The 15,854-nt window shown below is 66.9% G+C and carries 15 protein-coding genes; 8 read left to right on the top strand and 7 right to left on the bottom strand.

Annotation, left to right across the window (positions count from 1 at the left end; all coding sequences use genetic code 11):
* Positions 1 to 9: 9 nt before the first annotated feature.
* Positions 10 to 930: a pseudouridine-5'-phosphate glycosidase gene (locus EYF70_RS23450; protein WP_131149304.1), complete on the bottom strand. Its 921-nt coding sequence runs from the start codon at positions 928 to 930 to the stop codon at positions 10 to 12.
* 17 nt (positions 931 to 947) lie between these two features.
* The gene (locus tag EYF70_RS23445; RefSeq protein ID WP_131147544.1) at positions 948 to 2,108 is read right to left on the bottom strand and encodes a carbohydrate kinase; all 1,161 of its coding nucleotides are present in this window, start codon (positions 2,106 to 2,108) and stop codon (positions 948 to 950) included.
* Between the two features lie 277 nt (positions 2,109 to 2,385).
* On the opposite strand from EYF70_RS23445, the gene xapA reads away from it, so the two are divergent.
* The 7 genes from xapA (at position 2,386) to EYF70_RS23410 (ending at position 11,059) form a co-directional block, all read left to right on the top strand.
* A complete protein-coding gene (gene xapA, locus EYF70_RS23440) occupies positions 2,386 to 3,216 on the top strand; it encodes a xanthosine phosphorylase (RefSeq protein ID WP_131147543.1) in 831 nt (276 codons plus the stop codon).
* Between the two features lie 54 nt (positions 3,217 to 3,270).
* A complete protein-coding gene (locus tag EYF70_RS23435) occupies positions 3,271 to 4,464 on the top strand; it encodes a phosphopentomutase (RefSeq protein ID WP_131147542.1) in 1,194 nt (397 codons plus the stop codon).
* Positions 4,461 to 5,429: a deoxyribose-phosphate aldolase gene (deoC, locus tag EYF70_RS23430; protein WP_131147541.1), complete on the top strand. Its 969-nt coding sequence runs from the start codon at positions 4,461 to 4,463 to the stop codon at positions 5,427 to 5,429. The genes EYF70_RS23435 and deoC overlap by 4 nt, the downstream gene beginning before the upstream one ends.
* 17 nt (positions 5,430 to 5,446) lie before the next feature.
* Entirely contained in the window at positions 5,447 to 7,852 is a 2,406-nt protein-coding gene (locus tag EYF70_RS23425) for an aldehyde dehydrogenase family protein (protein WP_371861664.1), read from the top strand.
* A gap of 87 nt (positions 7,853 to 7,939) precedes the next feature.
* Complete coding sequence (gene deoA, locus EYF70_RS23420; RefSeq protein WP_131147540.1) at positions 7,940 to 9,304, top strand: thymidine phosphorylase; 1,365 nt, start codon at positions 7,940 to 7,942, stop codon at positions 9,302 to 9,304.
* A 128-nt stretch (positions 9,305 to 9,432) separates the two neighbouring features.
* The gene (locus tag EYF70_RS23415) at positions 9,433 to 9,840 is read left to right on the top strand and encodes a cytidine deaminase (protein ID WP_131147539.1); all 408 of its coding nucleotides are present in this window, start codon (positions 9,433 to 9,435) and stop codon (positions 9,838 to 9,840) included.
* Positions 9,841 to 9,844: 4 nt separating this feature from the next.
* Positions 9,845 to 11,059, top strand: coding sequence for a nucleoside deaminase (locus EYF70_RS23410; protein WP_131147538.1), 1,215 nt, complete (start codon positions 9,845 to 9,847; stop codon positions 11,057 to 11,059).
* A gap of 6 nt (positions 11,060 to 11,065) precedes the next feature.
* Here the strand turns inward: EYF70_RS23410 and EYF70_RS23405 are convergent, their stop codons facing one another.
* The 4 genes from EYF70_RS23405 to EYF70_RS23390 all read right to left on the bottom strand — a co-directional run bounded on the left by EYF70_RS23405 (position 11,066) and on the right by EYF70_RS23390 (position 13,649).
* Complete coding sequence (locus EYF70_RS23405) at positions 11,066 to 11,524, bottom strand: VOC family protein (protein WP_131147537.1); 459 nt, start codon at positions 11,522 to 11,524, stop codon at positions 11,066 to 11,068.
* Positions 11,525 to 11,658: 134 nt separating this feature from the next.
* Positions 11,659 to 12,432 carry a LytR/AlgR family response regulator transcription factor gene (locus EYF70_RS23400; RefSeq protein WP_131147536.1) on the bottom strand — a complete coding sequence of 258 codons (774 nt, stop codon included), beginning with the start codon at positions 12,430 to 12,432 and terminating at the stop codon, positions 11,659 to 11,661.
* A gap of 10 nt (positions 12,433 to 12,442) precedes the next feature.
* On the bottom strand, positions 12,443 to 13,354 hold the full coding sequence (locus EYF70_RS23395) for a sensor histidine kinase (protein WP_131147535.1): 912 nt from the start codon (positions 13,352 to 13,354) through the stop codon (positions 12,443 to 12,445).
* Between the two features lie 19 nt (positions 13,355 to 13,373).
* Positions 13,374 to 13,649 (bottom strand): hypothetical protein, encoded by a 276-nt coding sequence (locus EYF70_RS23390; RefSeq protein WP_131147534.1) that lies wholly within the window; start codon positions 13,647 to 13,649, stop codon positions 13,374 to 13,376.
* A gap of 251 nt (positions 13,650 to 13,900) precedes the next feature.
* On the opposite strand from EYF70_RS23390, the gene EYF70_RS23385 reads away from it, so the two are divergent.
* Positions 13,901 to 15,115, top strand: a complete 1,215-nt coding sequence (locus EYF70_RS23385; RefSeq protein WP_131149302.1) for a choice-of-anchor A family protein — start codon at positions 13,901 to 13,903, stop codon at positions 15,113 to 15,115.
* A 31-nt stretch (positions 15,116 to 15,146) separates the two neighbouring features.
* On the opposite strand, the gene EYF70_RS23380 is transcribed toward EYF70_RS23385, so the two are convergent.
* Positions 15,147 to 15,764, bottom strand: a complete 618-nt coding sequence (locus EYF70_RS23380) for a TetR/AcrR family transcriptional regulator (RefSeq protein ID WP_131147533.1) — start codon at positions 15,762 to 15,764, stop codon at positions 15,147 to 15,149.
* Between the last annotated feature and the right edge of the window lie 90 nt (positions 15,765 to 15,854).

Here is a 15,854-nt window from a genome sequence, read left to right as displayed (position 1 = left end):
GTCGGGCGGTCAGGTGACCGGGTGCTCGAGCAGGGCGCGGGCCAGTGCCGCGCCCACGCGGGCATTGTTCTTCACCAGCGCGATATTGGTGGCCAGGCTGCGGCCCGAGGTCAGCGTCTTGATGCGGGCCAGCAGGAAGGGCGTGACCTTCTTGCCGGTCACGCCGTTTTCTTCCGCTTCCTGCAAGGCCTGCAGGGTGATGCCGTCGATCTCCTCCTTCGGCATCGCAGCGCTTTCCGGCACCGGGGCGGCCACCACCACGCCGCCGTTCAGGCCCAGCGCCCACTTGGTGCGGATGAACGAGGCCTGTTCGGCCGGCGTGTCGAGGCGGAAGTCGGCGTGGTAGCCGCTTTCGCGCGTGAAGAATGCCGGGAACCCTTCCTGGCCCACGCTCACCACCGGCACGCCCTGCGTTTCCAGGTATTCCAGCGTGAGGCCGATATCGAGGATCGACTTCACGCCGGCGCACACCACGGCCACGTTGGTCTGCGCCAGTTCCTGCAGGTCGGCCGAGATGTCGAAGCTGGTTTCGGCGCCGCGGTGCACGCCGCCGATGCCGCCGGTGACGAACACGGAAATGCCGGCCAGCTGCGCGCAGATCATCGTTGCCGCCACCGTGGTGGCGCCCAGCTTGTTCTGCGACAGCACGTAGGCCAGGTCGCGGCGGCTGACCTTCAGCGCTTCCGGCGAGTTGCCCAGCAATTCCAGCTGTTCCGGCGTCAGGCCGATGCAGATCTTGCCGCCGATGATGGCGATGGTGGCCGGCACGGCGCCGCCGTCGCGGATGATCTGTTCCACTTCGCGGGCCGTCTGCACGTTCTGCGGGTACGGCATGCCATGCGAGATGATGGTCGATTCGAGGGCCACGACCGGCACGCCGCTGGCCCGTGCGTTGGCCACTTCGGGCGAGAAGGAGAGGTATTGGTGCATGGTCATTGCTGTTCCGTTCAGTCTTTGTCGTTCAGTAGGGGCGCGCTGAACAGTTCAGCTGTCAGCGCGGGGGAGACGGTATGGGGGCTCTGCACGGTCAGCGCGGCGGCGCGCAGGCCGCGGGCACACGCTTCGGCCAGGTCCGTGCCGCCCTGGGCCAGCGTCCAGCAGGCCGCCGCGGAAAAGGCGTCGCCCGCGCCCGTCACGTCGACCACGTCCACGTCGTGGGCCGGCAGCCAGTGGAGGTCGTCTACCGCCTTGGCGACCGCCTTGGCGACCGCCGTGTTGTCCGCGGTATCGCCTGCTGCCGTGTGCCCGGCCGTGTAGTACACGCCGGCCGCGCCGCAGGTGACGATGACATCTTGCGCGCCCTCGGCCCGCACCGCGCGGCATGCATCGCGCACCGCGGCCTCGGTAGGCAGCGGGCGGCCAGCGCGCGCTTCCAGTTCGCCGCGGTTCAGGATCAGCAGGCGCAGGCCGGCCAGGTCGCGCGGCAGCCGCGCCATCTTGGGCTGCGACACGGCCACGATCGCCAGCGGGATGCCGTCGCGGCGTGCCTCGTCGAGCAGCAGCGCGACGGTGTCGTGCGGCAGGTTCAGGTCCGCGATGACGAACGACGCCGCGCTGCGTTGCGCCTGGCGGCTGGCGAGGAAAGCTGGCGTCAGCTGTTCATACAGGCCCATGTCGGCCAGCGCCACGGCCATTTCGCCGCCGGCATCCAGCACGGCCGTATAGGTGCCCGTCGCAACGCCCGGCAGCACCGGCGTGCCGGTCATGTCGATGCCGCACTCCCGGGCGTGCGCCCGCAGGGCCTGGCCGGCGCTATCATCGCCCAGGGCCGTCAGCAGCGCGCAGGGCGTGCCCAGGCGGGCCAGGTTCTCGGCGATATTGCGGGCCACGCCGCCGAAGGTCTCGGCGGCGGTGGCCGGGTTCGAGGTGCCCATGCGCAGCGGCTCGGTGGTGCGCAGCTTGCGATCGAGGTTGGCCGCGCCCACGCACAGCACCGAGCGTTCGCGCGGCAGCACGTAGGCACGGCCCACCAGGCGGCGCTCGCGGATCAGGCTTGCCACGTGCCCGGCCACGGCAGAGCGCGACAGGCCCAGGGCCTGGGCCATCTCCTGCTGGGAAATGAACGGATTGGCACGGATCAGGCCGTAGAGTTGTTCTTTCTTGCTCATTTCATGGCGCGGGGCGCGTTGGCAGGCACTGTGGTTTACTTGGTTGATACGGACTAGGACATTTGTCGGTAATCGTAAACAACTGTTTGTTCGCTGTCAAACGGCTATAATAATGGGTAATTTATATGCGGCGAATATAAATGGCAAAGAAAATAGGTATTTGTCATACATATAGCCGGTGATGCATAGTGTCGCTGCCCCGGACCGCCACGAGCATCCCGGTGGCCGAGCCAGCCTCTTCATCCGCAAAACAGCGAGAACCAACAGCGAGAACTCCATGTCGAACAATTCCCCCTTCCAGGCCGCGGCCATCGTACGTTCCCGCGTGCCGGCCGGCTTTGCCCCGCGCGCCGCGCTGATCCTCGGTTCCGGCCTCGGTGTGCTGGCCGACCAGATGACGGATGTCGTCACGATCGGCTTCGACGAGCTGCCGGGCTTCCCGATCAGCACCGTGCACGGCCACGCGGGCCAGATGGTGCTGGGCAAGCTGGCCGGCGTGCCGGTGGTGTGCCTGAAGGGGCGCGGCCATTTCTACGAGGGCTATGGCCTGGGCGTGATGACGAGTGCCGTGCGCACGCTGAAGCTGCTGGGCTGCGAATTCGTGTTCGTCACCAATGCCGCCGGTTCGCTGCGTGCGGAGGTGGATGCCGGTTCGCTGGTGGCGCTGAACGACCACATCAACTTCCTGCCCGGTTCGCCGATGATCGGCCCGAACGACGAACGCTTCGGCCCGCGCTTCTTCAGCATGGCCAACGCCTACGACGCCGACCTGCGCAAGCAGCTGCAGGATACCGCCGCCGCGCAGAACATCACGCTGCACGAAGGCGTGTACATCGCCTACTCGGGCCCGAGTTTCGAGACGCCGGCCGAGATCCGCGCCTTCACGCGCCTCGGCGCGGACGTCGTCGGCATGTCGGTGGTGCCGGAAGTGGTGCCGGCCCGTCACTGCGGCCTGAAGGTGATCGGCGTGTCCGTCGTCACCAACCTGGCCGAAGGCCTGTCGCCGTTCCCGCTGTCCCATGAACAGACGCTGAAATACGCGGCCGTGGGCGCCGAAAGCCTGGTGAAACTGATCCAGGCGTTCTTTGCGAACCTCGCAAAGGCTTAAAGCAACAAGCAGGGCGGCTTCGGCCGCCCTTGAATTTTCTTGACCGGATAAACCATGTCACGCGCATTCATCCTCCTGCTCGATTCCTTCGGCCTCGGCGCCACGCCGGACGCCGACAAGTACGGCGATGCCGCCACCAACACCTTCGGCCACATCGCCAAATGGGCAGCCGAACAAGGCAAGCCGATGTCCCTTCCCGCACTGGAACAGCTGGGCCTCGCCGCCGCCGCGCATGCCGCCTGCGGCACCTGGGCTGCCGGCTTCAACCAGCGCGAAGGCTTCAGTGCCGCCTACGGCGCCGCCCGCGAGCAATCGACCGGCAAGGATACGCAAAGCGGCCATTGGGAAATCGCCGGCGTGCCGGTGCTGTTCGACTGGGGCTACTTCCCGAAGACGGTGCCGTCGTTCCCCAAGGAGCTGACGGACCGGCTGCAGGAACTGACCGGCGTGCCGGGCTTCCTGGGCAACTGCCATGCCTCGGGCACCACGATCATCGCCGACCTGGGCGACGAGCACGTGGCTACCGGCAAGCCGATCCTGTACACCTCCGCCGACTCCGTGCTGCAGATCGCCGCGCACGAGGAACACTTCGGGCTGGAGCGCCTGTACGACATGTGCGAGAAGGCCTATGAGCTGGTCAAGCCGTACAACATCGGCCGCGTGATCGCGCGCCCGTTCCTGGGCAGCGCCGGCAGCTACAAGCGCACCGCCAACCGCCACGACTACGCGGTGCCGCCGTCGGCGCCCACGCTGCTGGACCACGTGAAGGATGCCGGCGGCGAAGTGATCGCGCTCGGCAAGATCAGCGACATCTACGCGGGGCAGGGCGTCTCGCGGGTGGTGAAGGGGCCGGATAACATGGCCCTGTTCGACCGCCTGCTGGAAGTGGAAGAGCAGGCCGGCGACAAGTCGCTGACGTTCGTGAACTTCGTCGACTTCGACATGCATTTCGGCCACCGCCGCGACGTGCAGGGTTATTCGCAGGCCCTGCACGAACTGGATGCGCGCCTGCCCGAATTCATCGGCAAGCTGAAGGAAGGCGACCTGGTCGTGATCACCGCCGACCATGGCTGCGACCCCACGTCGCCGGGTTCCGACCACACGCGCGAGCATATCCCGATGATCTTCTTCGGCCCCGGCGTGGCCGGCCGCGCGCTCGGCATCTCGGAAACGTTCTCCGACATCGGCCAGACCATCGCGCACCACCTCGGCGTGAAACCCCTTTCCAACGGAACCAACCTCTTATGAGTAACACCGCGAGCAATGACTTCAAGCGCAACGAGGCCACCGGCCTCGACCTGGGCTGGCTGAATCACATCCACGTCAACAAGGCGGCCGCCGAGCGCCGCGCCGCGTCGCTGGCGAACCGCCGCACGGTGAAGAAGGAATACCAGGCCGCGTGGCTGGTCAAGGCGATCGAGCTGATCGACCTGACCACCCTGTCCGGCGACGATACGCCTGGCCGCGTGGAGCGCCTGTGCATGAAGGCGCTGCGCCCGCTGCGCACCGACCTGGTCGAAGCATTAGGCCTGCAGGAACGTAACCTGAAGACGGGCGCGGTCTGCGTGTACCACGAGATGATCCGCCATGCGGACAAGGTGCTGCAGGGACGCTTGCCGATCGCCGCCGTGTCCACCGGCTTCCCGGCCGGCCTGACGAGCATGGAAACCAAGGTGCGCGAGATCGAACTGTCGGTGGCCGACGGCGCGCAGGAAATCGACATCGTCATCACCCGCCAGCACGTGCTGACCGGGAACTGGCAGGCGCTGTACGACGAGATGGTGGCTTACCGCCAGGCCTGCGGCGAAGCGCACGTGAAGGCGATCCTGGCCACGGGCGACCTGGTCACGCTGGAAAACGTGGCGAAGGCTTCGTGGGTGTGCATGATGGCCGGCGCGGACTTCATCAAGACGTCCACCGGCAAGGAAGGCGTGAACGCCACGATTCCGGTCTCGCTGGTGATGGTGCGGGCGATCCGCGAATACTACGAGCGCACCGGCTTCAAGGTCGGCTACAAGCCGGCGGGCGGCGTGTCGACAGCCAAGGCCGCGCTGCAATACATGACGGTGATGAAGGAAGAACTGGGCAACGAATGGCTGGAGCCGCACCTGTTCCGCATCGGCGCATCGAGCCTGCTGACCGACATCGAACGGCAGCTGGAACACCACGTCACCGGCCACTACTCCGCGGCCCACCGCCACGCGCAACCTTGAGCTTTAAGACAATCGCCATGCCAACTATCAACGAGATCCTCAACACCATGGAATACGGCCCCGCCCCCGAGAGCCAGAAAGAAGCGCAAGCGTGGCTGGACCAGCATGGCCGCAAGTTCGGGCTGTTCATCGATAACCAGTGGTCCGACAGCGGCGAGCTGTTCGCCTCCACCAATCCCGCCGACGGCAAGCCGCTGGCCGACCTGACGCAGGCCAGCGCCGACGACGTCGATCGCGCCGTGGCCGCCGCGCGCCGCGCGCAGCCGGCGTGGGCCGCGCTGGGTGGCCATGGCCGCGCGAAGATCCTGTACGCGATCGCGCGCCTGATGCAGAAGCATGCGCGCCTGTTCGCCGTGCTGGAAACGCTGGATAACGGCAAGACCATCCGCGAAACGCGCGACGCCGACCTGCCGCTGGTCGCGCGCCACTTCTACCACCATGCCGGCTGGGCACAGCTGCTCGACGAAGAGTTCCCGAACCACCGCCCGGTGGGCGTGGTGGGCCAGATCGTGCCGTGGAACTTCCCGCTGCTGATGCTGGCGTGGAAGATCGCGCCGGCGCTGGCGGCCGGTAACACGGTCGTGTTCAAGCCGGCCGAGTTCACGCCGCTGACCGCGCTGCTGTTCGCCGAGATCTGCGTGCAGGCCGGCGTGCCGGCCGGTGTCGTCAACATCGTCACCGGCGATGGCCGCACCGGCGAAGCCATCGTGAAACACGAAGGCATCGACAAGCTGGCCTTCACCGGCTCCACCGAAGTAGGTCGCCTGATCCGCGAGGCCACCGCCGGCACCGGCAAGAAACTGTCGCTGGAACTGGGCGGCAAGTCGCCGTACATCGTGTTCGACGATGCCGACATCGACGCGGCCGTGGAAGGCCTGGTCGATTCGATCTGGTTCAACCAGGGGCAGGTCTGCTGCGCCGGTTCGCGCCTGCTGGTGCAGGAATCGGTGGAAGAGCGCTTCCTGAAGAAGCTGAAGGCGCGCATGGACAACCTGCGCCTCGGTTCGCCGCTGGACAAGTCGATGGACATCGGCGCGCTGGTCGACCCGATCCAGCGCCAGCGCATCCATGGCCTGGTGGAAGCGGCGCGTGCCGAAGGCTGCGAGATTTACCAGCCGTCCGCCTGCGAGATCCCGGCCGATGGGTCGTGGTTCCCGCCCACGCTGATCACCGGCGCATCGACGTCGGCCGCGGTGGCGCAGGCCGAGATCTTCGGCCCGGTGCTGGTGGCGATGAGCTTCCGCACTCCGGCCGAAGCCGTGCAGCTGGCGAACAACACCGTGTACGGCCTGGCCGCGTGCGTGTGGTCCGAGAACATCAGCCTGGCGCTGGACGTGGCACCGCAGATCAAGGCTGGCGTGGTGTGGATCAATACCGCCAACCAGTTCGACGCCGCGTGCGGCTTCGGCGGCTACAAGGAATCGGGCTATGGCCGCGAGGGCGGCCGCGAAGGCCTGTACGAATACCTGGTGCCGGTGAGCGAGGATGCTCGCCCGGCCTTGCCGCCGGTCGCGAAGGTATCGTCGAACGCATCGCCGAAGGCCGCCGCGCCGGCCAGCGATCCTTTCGCCATCGACCGCACGGCCAAGCTGTACATCGGCGGCAAGCAGGCCCGCCCGGACGGCGCCTACAGCCGCGCGATCCATGGTGCCGATGGCGCCTTCCTGGGCGATATCGGCGAGGGCAGCCGCAAGGACATCCGCAATGCCGTCGAAGCGGCGCACAAGGCCGCCGGCTGGACCAAGGCCACCGCGCACAACCGCGCCCAGGTGCTGTATTACATCGCCGAGAACCTGGCCGCCCGCGGCCGCGAATTCGCCGACCGCATCGCCGCGCAGACCGGTTCGCAGGGTGGTGCCGATTCGGCCGAAAAAGAAGTGCAGGCATCGATCGAGCGCCTGTTCTACTGGGCCGCGTGGGCCGACAAGTACGACGGCGCCGCGCACCAGCCGCCGATGCACGGCATCACGGTGGCGCTGAACGAGGCGATCGGCGTGATCGGCATCGTCTGCCCGAACGAGAACCCGCTGCTGGGCTTCATCTCGCTGGTGGCGCCCGCCATCGCCGTGGGCAACCGCGTGGTGGCCGTGCCTTCCGAGGCGCATCCGCTGTCGGCCACGGACCTGTACCAGGTGTTCGATACGTCGGACCTGCCGGGCGGCGTGGTGAACATCGTCACCGGCAGCGCCGATGAACTGGCACGCACGCTGGCCACGCACGCCGATATCGATGCCGTCTGGCGCCACGACGGCTCGGCCGAGGGCTGCGCCGAAGTGGAGCGGCTGTCGGCCGGGTCGCTGAAGCGCACCTGGACCGGCGGCGCCAAGGGGCGCGACTGGTTCAGCGTGCAGCAGGCGGCCGGGCGCACCGTGCTGCAGCATGTGACCCAAGTGAAAAATATCTGGATTCCTTACGGGGTCTGATAGCGTCCCAGATTCGTACGCTTACCCCAAGGGCGTGAATCTGGGGTCAGACCCGCCGGGTCTGACCCCGGCCTCTGCCTCTGGGGTATGCAAAGCCTGCGACACGCAGACTTCAAAGAAAGAAAACACCATGTACCTCCCCAGGAAATCATCCGCAAGAAGCGCGACAAGGGCACCCTCACCGCCGACGAGATCAACTTCTTCGTCAAGGGCATCACCACCGGTGAAACCACCGAAGGCCAGATCGCCGCGCTGGCGATGGCGGTCTACTTCAACGACATGACGATGGACGAACGCGTGGCCTTCACGCTGGCCATGCGCGATTCCGGCGATGTGCTGGAATGGAAGTCCCTGGACCTGCCCGGCCCGGTGATGGACAAGCATTCGACCGGCGGCGTGGGCGACCTGGTGTCGCTGCTGCTGGGCCCCATGATCGCGGCGTGCGGCGGCTTCGTGCCGATGATCTCGGGCCGCGGCCTGGGCCACACCGGCGGCACGCTGGACAAGTTCGATTCGATCCCCGGCTACACGACGGTGCCGGACAATGCGCTGTTCCGCAAGGTGGTGAAGGAAGTCGGCGTGGCCATCATCGGCCAGACGGCTTCGCTGGCACCGGCCGACAAGCGCTTCTACGGCATCCGCGACGTGACCGGCACGGTGGAATCGGTGGCGATGATCACCGGCTCGATCCTGTCGAAGAAGCTGGCGGCCGGGCTGGACGTGCTGGCGATGGACGTGAAGGCCGGCAGCGGCGCGTTCATGCCCACCTACGAAAAATCGGTGGAGCTGGCCGAGTCGATCGTCAGTGTCGGCAACGGCGCCGGCACGCTGACTTCCGCACTGCTCACGGACATGAACGAATCGCTGGCGCCTGCCGCGGGCAACGCCGTCGAAGTACGCTGCGCGATCGACTACCTGACCGGCAAGTCGCGCCCGGCGCGCCTGCACGAAGTCACGCTGGCGCTGTGCGCCGAGATGCTGGTGCTGGGCAAGCTGGCCGCCGATGAAACCGAAGCGCGCGCGAAACTGCAGGCATCGCTCGACTCCGGCGAAGCCGCCGACCGCTTTGCCCGCATGGTCGCCGCGCTGGGCGGTCCGGCCGACCTGATGCAAAACCCGGACAAGTACCTGGACAAGGCGCCCATCATCGTGCCGGTCCCGGCGCTGCAATCGGGCTATGCCGCCGCCACGAACTGCCGCGCCATCGGCCTGGCCGTCGTCGCGCTGGGCGGTGGCCGCACCCGGCCGCAGGACACGATCGACTTCGCCGTCGGCCTGACCGAACTGGCCGAACTGGGCCAGCGCATCGAAGCCGGCCAGCCGCTGGCCTACGTTCACGCCCGCACCGAAGCGGCCGCCCAGCGCGCCATCGCCGACGTGCAAGCCGCCTACACGATCGCCGGCACGGCCCCCGCCGCCAACCCGATCGTCTACCGCACCATCCGCCCATAAAAGTTGCCAGGAAAATGGGGACGTACCCCATTTTTCAGGAAACATTTCTCATAACCGGGGTCAGACCCCGGTTTTAGGAAATATTGCTCGAAAACGGGGTCAGACCCCGATTTTAGGAAACATTGCTGATGAATACTGACCAGTTGATCGAGGAAGCCAAGGCGGCGCGGTTGAAGGCGTATACGCCGTACTCCAACTTCAAGGTGGGGGCGGCCCTGCTGGCCCGTGACGGCAAGGTGTTCCATGGCTGCAACGTGGAAAACGCGTCGTATGGCCTGTGCAACTGCGCCGAGCGCACGGCGTTCTTCAGCGCCCTCGCGCACGGCTACCAGCCGGGCGATTTCGACAGGCTGGTGGTGGTCGGCGAGACTGAAGGCCCGATCGCCCCGTGCGGTGCCTGCCGCCAGGTGATCCTGGAACTGGGCGGCAACGAGCTGCCCGTCGTGCTGACCAACCTGAAAGGGGATGTGCTGGAGACCACCGCCGCCGAACAGTTGCCGAACGCATTCGGCAGCTGGGACCTGAAGCGCCGGTAAGCCCGTGAAGAAGACGATCGACGTCCAGGCAGCCGTCACCATCGCCTCGCTCGAGGCGATCGCGGCGAAAACGCAGGGTACGTTCGGCGTGGGCGGCGTGATGCTCGACGGCTTCGGCAACGTGCTGCAGGCGGTCCACAACCAGGTGATCCGCGATGGCCTGATCTGGGATCCGACCGCGCACGGCGAGCGCCAGCTGGTCGACTGGTATTTCGCGGAGAAGGGCAGGGGCCGGGCGCTGCCGCCGCCGCACGAGATCACGGTCGTCACCTCGCTCGACCCGTGCTGCATGTGCGCGGGCGCGCTGCTGGCCGCGGGTTTCAACGTGGTGGTTGCCGCCAACGACACCAATGCCGGCATCAATCACGATGGCGGCGGCACCTTCGCCGCGCTGCCCGAAACGCTCCGTGCGCAGGCGCGCGAGACCTTTGCCTACCCGGCCGTGCTGGGTTCATCGTCCTATGCGCGGGGTGCGGCGGGCGCAGCGCCGCCGCCGTTCTTCATCGGCAAGACGATCGCCGAACCCACGCAGGCGCTGTGCTCGCTGGTGTTCGAGGCGACCACGGAAGCGGTGATGAACCTGTTCGACAACGACCCGCCACGCACCGGCCTGCTCGATCCCGCCACGCTGCCGGACGACCACGCGATCGTGCGCGCACTGAAGCGTGCCTGCCCGGATGCGCTGACCTACCGCGCCACGCCACGCCGGCCCGATGCGGGACTGGCCCCGTACCTGCGGCATGCGATGGAGCGCGACCTGGCCCAGGGCGGCAGCGGCAATGCGGCGGTGCTGCTGGACGCGTTCGGCAACCTGCTGCTGTGCTGCCATGGGCGGCGCACGCAATCCGGCATCCGCACCGCGTTCATGGAATGCACGCGCGCCTACGCGCAGTTGCGCTACAAGCTGATGGCGGGAGCCGATGCGGCGCGCCAGGAGGAAGTGCGGCGCTATCTCGGCCACCCGAAGGATGGCACCTTCGTGCTGGCCGTGGGGCCGGACGACGGCGCGCTCAGCTTCATGGAACTGGGGGCCTACGGCTCGACGATGGAAGGCGCGCTGCCGCCGGATAACCCGACGCAGTTCCAGTACGTGCGCCCGGGCATGCCGCCGGCGGCGCTCGAGGAACTGTGCGGCAAATTGCCACCGCTGTACCGCGACCTGATCGGGATCAAGCCGGTACAGGTGGCGGATGGCGAACTGGTCGACGCGTTGCGCTGACGGGGTTCAGCGCGGCCGTTCGGCCTCGGCCCACGGATCGTAGGTGCCGATGCTCCACACGTGGCCTTCGGGGTCGCGGCAGGTAAAGCCGCGGCCGCCATAGTCTTCGTCCTGCAGCGGCAGCACGACTTCGCCGCCGGCATCCATCACGCGCTCGTGTACCCGGTCCGCATCGTTGACGGTGAGGTAGGCGCTCTGGGTGACGAACCGGCCGGTTTCCGACGGCTGCTTCAGCAGGCGGCCATAGTCGGTATCGAATACCGATCCCAGCATGATCATGCCGTTGCCATAGGAAAGCTGGGCATGGGCAACGGTGCCGTCTTCATTGCGCACCACGAGGGTGGCTTCGAATCCCAGTGTGCTGCACAGCCATTCGATGGCGGCGGGGGCATCGCGGTAACGCAGGCAAGGCATGATGGTGGCGCGCGTGTGCTTGGGTATCGTGGTATCCCGGTTCGTCGTCATTGCGCTTCTCCCTGTTCTGTTGCGGGTTCCTGGTTGGCGAAACCCCAATATAGACCAGCGCACAAGGCACGGCAAGCAAAGTCAGGTACGACCGGCGGGCCCCGCGTGCGACGCATGAGCCGCCGCACGACCGCCTACATTTGCTGGAATAAATGGGTGTTGCCGCGACTGACTTCGAGCTGTTCCGGGCAGTTCTTCACGCGGACCATCTGCCGCCCGCGCAGGTCGCGGGTGACTTCCGCGATCGCATCCACGCGCACCAGCGTGGAGCGGTGGATGCGCCAGAATTCATCCGGATCGAGCTCGTCCGCCAGTTCCTTCAGCGTCTTGCGGATCAGGACTTCGCCCTGCGCCGTCTGCACCCGGGTGTACTTTTCATCGGCCTGGAAGAACAGGATCTCGCGCGTGCTGATCATGCGCAGGCTGCTGCCCACCTGGGCCTGGATCCAGTGCAGGTAATCGCGCTTGCCGCCGCGGCCGGGCTCGCCGCCGCCGCGCCCGTCGAGCAGCCGCGACAACTGCGCCGCGATATCGTGCGGCCGCTGCCCGATGCGTTCCTTCAGCCGCGCGCACGTGGTCTTCAGCCGCTCGCCGCCCACCGGCTTCAGCAGGTAGTCCAGCGCGCCCTGTTCGAACGCCTCGATCGCATACTGGTCGTAGGCGGTGACGAACACGATGTGGCACCGGTTGAACAGCATGCGCGCCGCTTCGATGCCGGACGGCCCGGGCATGCGGATGTCGAGGAATACCACGTCCGGCTGGTGCTGCCCGGCCAGCGCGATCGCTTCCACGCCATTGGCCGCCTCGGCCGTGATGGCCAGTTCCGGCCAGCATTCGCGCAGCCGGGTGCGCAGCATGTCGCGCATCGGTTCTTCATCGTCCGCGATCAGGGCGGTGGGCGCCTTCATTGCAGCCTTCTCATGGGGATTTTTCCGCGAAGATGTCCGGCGCGAACGGTACCCGGATGGCGGCCCGGCATCCGCCCTCGGGCGGGGTTTCGATCTGCAGTTCGGCGCGCGTGCCGTACATCAGCTTCAGGCGCTCGCGCACGTTGGCCAGGCCGATGCCGTCGCCGCCGAAGCAGGAAAAGCCCACCCCGTCATCCTGCACGTCCACCTGCAGCATGGTGCCGGTGGCGGCGGCGCGGATATCGATCCGGCCGCCTTCGATCTTCGGCTCCAGCCCGTGCTTGATGGCATTCTCGATGAGGATCTGCAGCATCATCGGCGGAAACGTGGCGCTCTCCAGTTCGGGCGGCACGTCGATCGACACGGCCAGCCGCGCCTTCATGCGCGCCTGCATGATCGCCAGGTAGGAGCGCGACAGCGCGATCTGCCGGCCCAGCGTGCCATTGCCGCGCGAGCGCATCTGCGGCAAGGTCGAGCGCAGGTAGTCGATCAGGTGCTGGTGGATGCGCGCCGCCTGCGGCGGATCGGTTTCGATCAGCTGGCCGATCAGGGCCAGCGTGTTGAACAGGAAATGCGGTTCCACCTGGGCCTGCAGCGCGGCCATGCGCGCTTCCACCAGCCGGCGTTCCAGTTCTTCGGTGCCGGCCTGTTCGGAAGCGCGGCGCGCCTCGATCTCGGCCTTGCGCTTGCCGCCCGCCAGCACCTTCAGGCCCAGCGAAATGAAGATGAATGCCACCACCTGCTCGGGGTGGATCACCGGCGTGCAGGCCAGCAGCGTCGCCAGCACCCAGGTCACCACGAGCTGGCGCATCGGCACCTGGGCCAGCCAGTCGAAGAATTGCCACCACAGCGAGCTGGCGGTTTCGCCCAGTTCGCGCACGAATCCCATGGCGCCGCGGGCGCCGCTTGCCGCTGTCTTCATCGCTTGCCTGGTTGTCCGCTCATTGGCCGTTCTGGTGGGCGGGGTCGCGGTGGCGCGGCCGGTAGTGCTGCTTGCCGCCCAGTGCGCCCGCCACCAGCTTGACGAGCAGGAACAGCACGAACAGGGTCAGCGCCAGCGGCAGCACGGTGATCAGCAGCGCCAGCATCACGCACACCGCCAGCAGGCTCGGCCAAGGCATGCGGTCCAGGCGGCGCATCGCGTGCCGCACGATCCGCACGGTCGCGTCATACGCTTCGCGCAAGGTTTCCGTACAAGTCTTGTTGATGGTTTTCATTGCAAGCCTCCAGGTATCGATGCCTGCACTGTAGTGCGGCGGGCTGCGCGGTGGAACGGCGATCCGACGAACGGGCGGTTTCGCGGGACGATTTGCGACAGCGGCCGATGAATGGGCGCAAAAAGCAACACGAATGCTCATACGAAACGACCGAAACTCACCCGATCGCTTGACCGGCCGCAAGAAATGGACCTGTCCGTGGTATCCTATATGTAATAAATATTGCAATTAGAGAACATCAAGGAATAACCATGCTACGCACCAGTCTCACTGCCGCCATCCTGTCCGCAGCGTTCGGCACCCAGGTGGCCGCCGCCGCCGAGCCGCTGACGGCCACGCAGGTGCTGAACCAGATGAATGCCGTCTCGCTGACGACCATCACGGCCACCTCGGGCGGCCATGTGCACGGCCGCACCTGGGCCGCGGGCAGCGTCACCGGCGGCGAATACGGCAACCAGCTCGGCAAGGCGCCGGCATCGGACTATGCCGGCCTGACCGCGGCCAGCGTGAAGGGCGCCACGGATGCCTGGGGCAACACCAGCCGGGTCACGGTCAACCGCGGCGGCGTGGTCACCAGCGGTTCGCTCAACGGCGTGACCGTCAACGAGGGCACCAGCGTGGTGGGTGGCGATGTTGCCAATTCCACGCTGAACCGGGCCTCGCAGGTGGCCGGCAGCGCAGCGAATTCCACCTTCAACGGCGGCGCGACCATCGGCGGCAGCCTGGCCAACTCGAACGTCAACGGCGGCGCCTGGGTGGGCGGCAGCGCATCGAACTCGAACATCAACGGCGGCGCCACGGTGCTCGGCGCGGTGGCGAACACGAACACCAATGGCGGCGCGTTCAAGGGCTTGACGGCGGACTTCGCCACCGCCAGCGCGGCGGCCACGTCGACCGATTTCGCCGGCGTGCTGGGCGGCCTGTCGAACACGCTGGCGCAACTGAAGTCGACCGGCAGCACCGTCGACATCAGCGGCTCGAAGGCCACGTTCACCGCGCAGCTGGATGGCAACGGCGTGGCGGTGTTCGACCTGACGGGCATCGACGACACGCTGTTCGCCCTGAACGAATTCCAGTTCAACCTGAACGGCGCCAGCACGGTGATCATGAACACGGACATCACCGGCGCTTCGATCCACGCCAACTTCCTCGGCGGCAGTGCACAGGGGATCGGCAGCCAGGTGATCTGGAATTTCTACGATGCCACCAACCTCACCATCGCCACCCAGTTCGGCGGTGCCGTGCTGGCCACCGATGCACTGGTGACCAACACGCGCGACATCGAAGGCGGCCTGTTCGCCAGGGCGCTGGACCTGCAGGCGCAGGTGCACGTGCAGCCGTTCACCGGCAATGTCGATGCGCTGTCGCCGGTGCCGGAGCCGAGCACCGTCGCCATGGTCATGGCGGGCCTGGCCGTGCTGGGTGTGGGCGGCCTGCGCCGCCGCGAGGAAAGCTTCCGCGCCTGATATTCGCGGCCCGGTTCAGGCGCGGCCCGCTTCAGGCGCCGCGCGCCTGGACCAGCGCCAGCACGAGGCCCACGATGGTATCCTCGGCTTCCTGGTAATCCTTCTTCAGCAACTGGCGCCGGTCCAGCACCAGCGCCATCTGCGCGGCGAAGTCCGCGTAGGACTGCGTCATCGCCCAGATCGCGAACAGCAGGTGGGTGGCGTTCACGGGCGCGATGCGCCCGGCGGCGATCCACCGCTCGAACACGTCGATATCGCGCCTGAGCACCGGCACCACGCGTTCCCTGATCTGCCCGCCGTACAACCTGGCCCCGCCGATCACTTCCATCGCATACACGCGCGATGCGTATGGCTGCTCCTGCGAGAAGCGCAGCTTGGCCTGCACGTAGGCGCGCAGCACATCGGCCGGCGCATCGTCCTCGGCGGCCCGCGCAAGGCTGGACATGCGTTCCAGCCAGTCGTCGAGCACATCGTCCAGCACGCGGCGGTACAGCTCCTGCTTGGTGGGGAAGTAGTACATCAGGTTCTGCTTCGACAGCCCGGCGCCTTCCGCGATCGCCGCCACCGACGCGCCTTCGTAGCCGCACTCCGCGAACACGCGCACCGCAACCGCGGCGATATCCGCCTCGAGCCGGTCGCGGTTCAGCATGCGCCGCGACGCGGCGGCAGTAGGAGCTTCGTTATGAGCTTCGTTACGGGCTTCACTATGGGCTTCGTTACGGGCTCCGTTACGGGCTTC

This window comes from Pseudoduganella albidiflava (assembly GCF_004322755.1).
Taxonomy (GTDB): Bacteria; Pseudomonadota; Gammaproteobacteria; order Burkholderiales; family Burkholderiaceae_D; genus Rugamonas; species Rugamonas albidiflava.
This window is presented reverse-complemented; position numbering and strand designations above follow the sequence as displayed.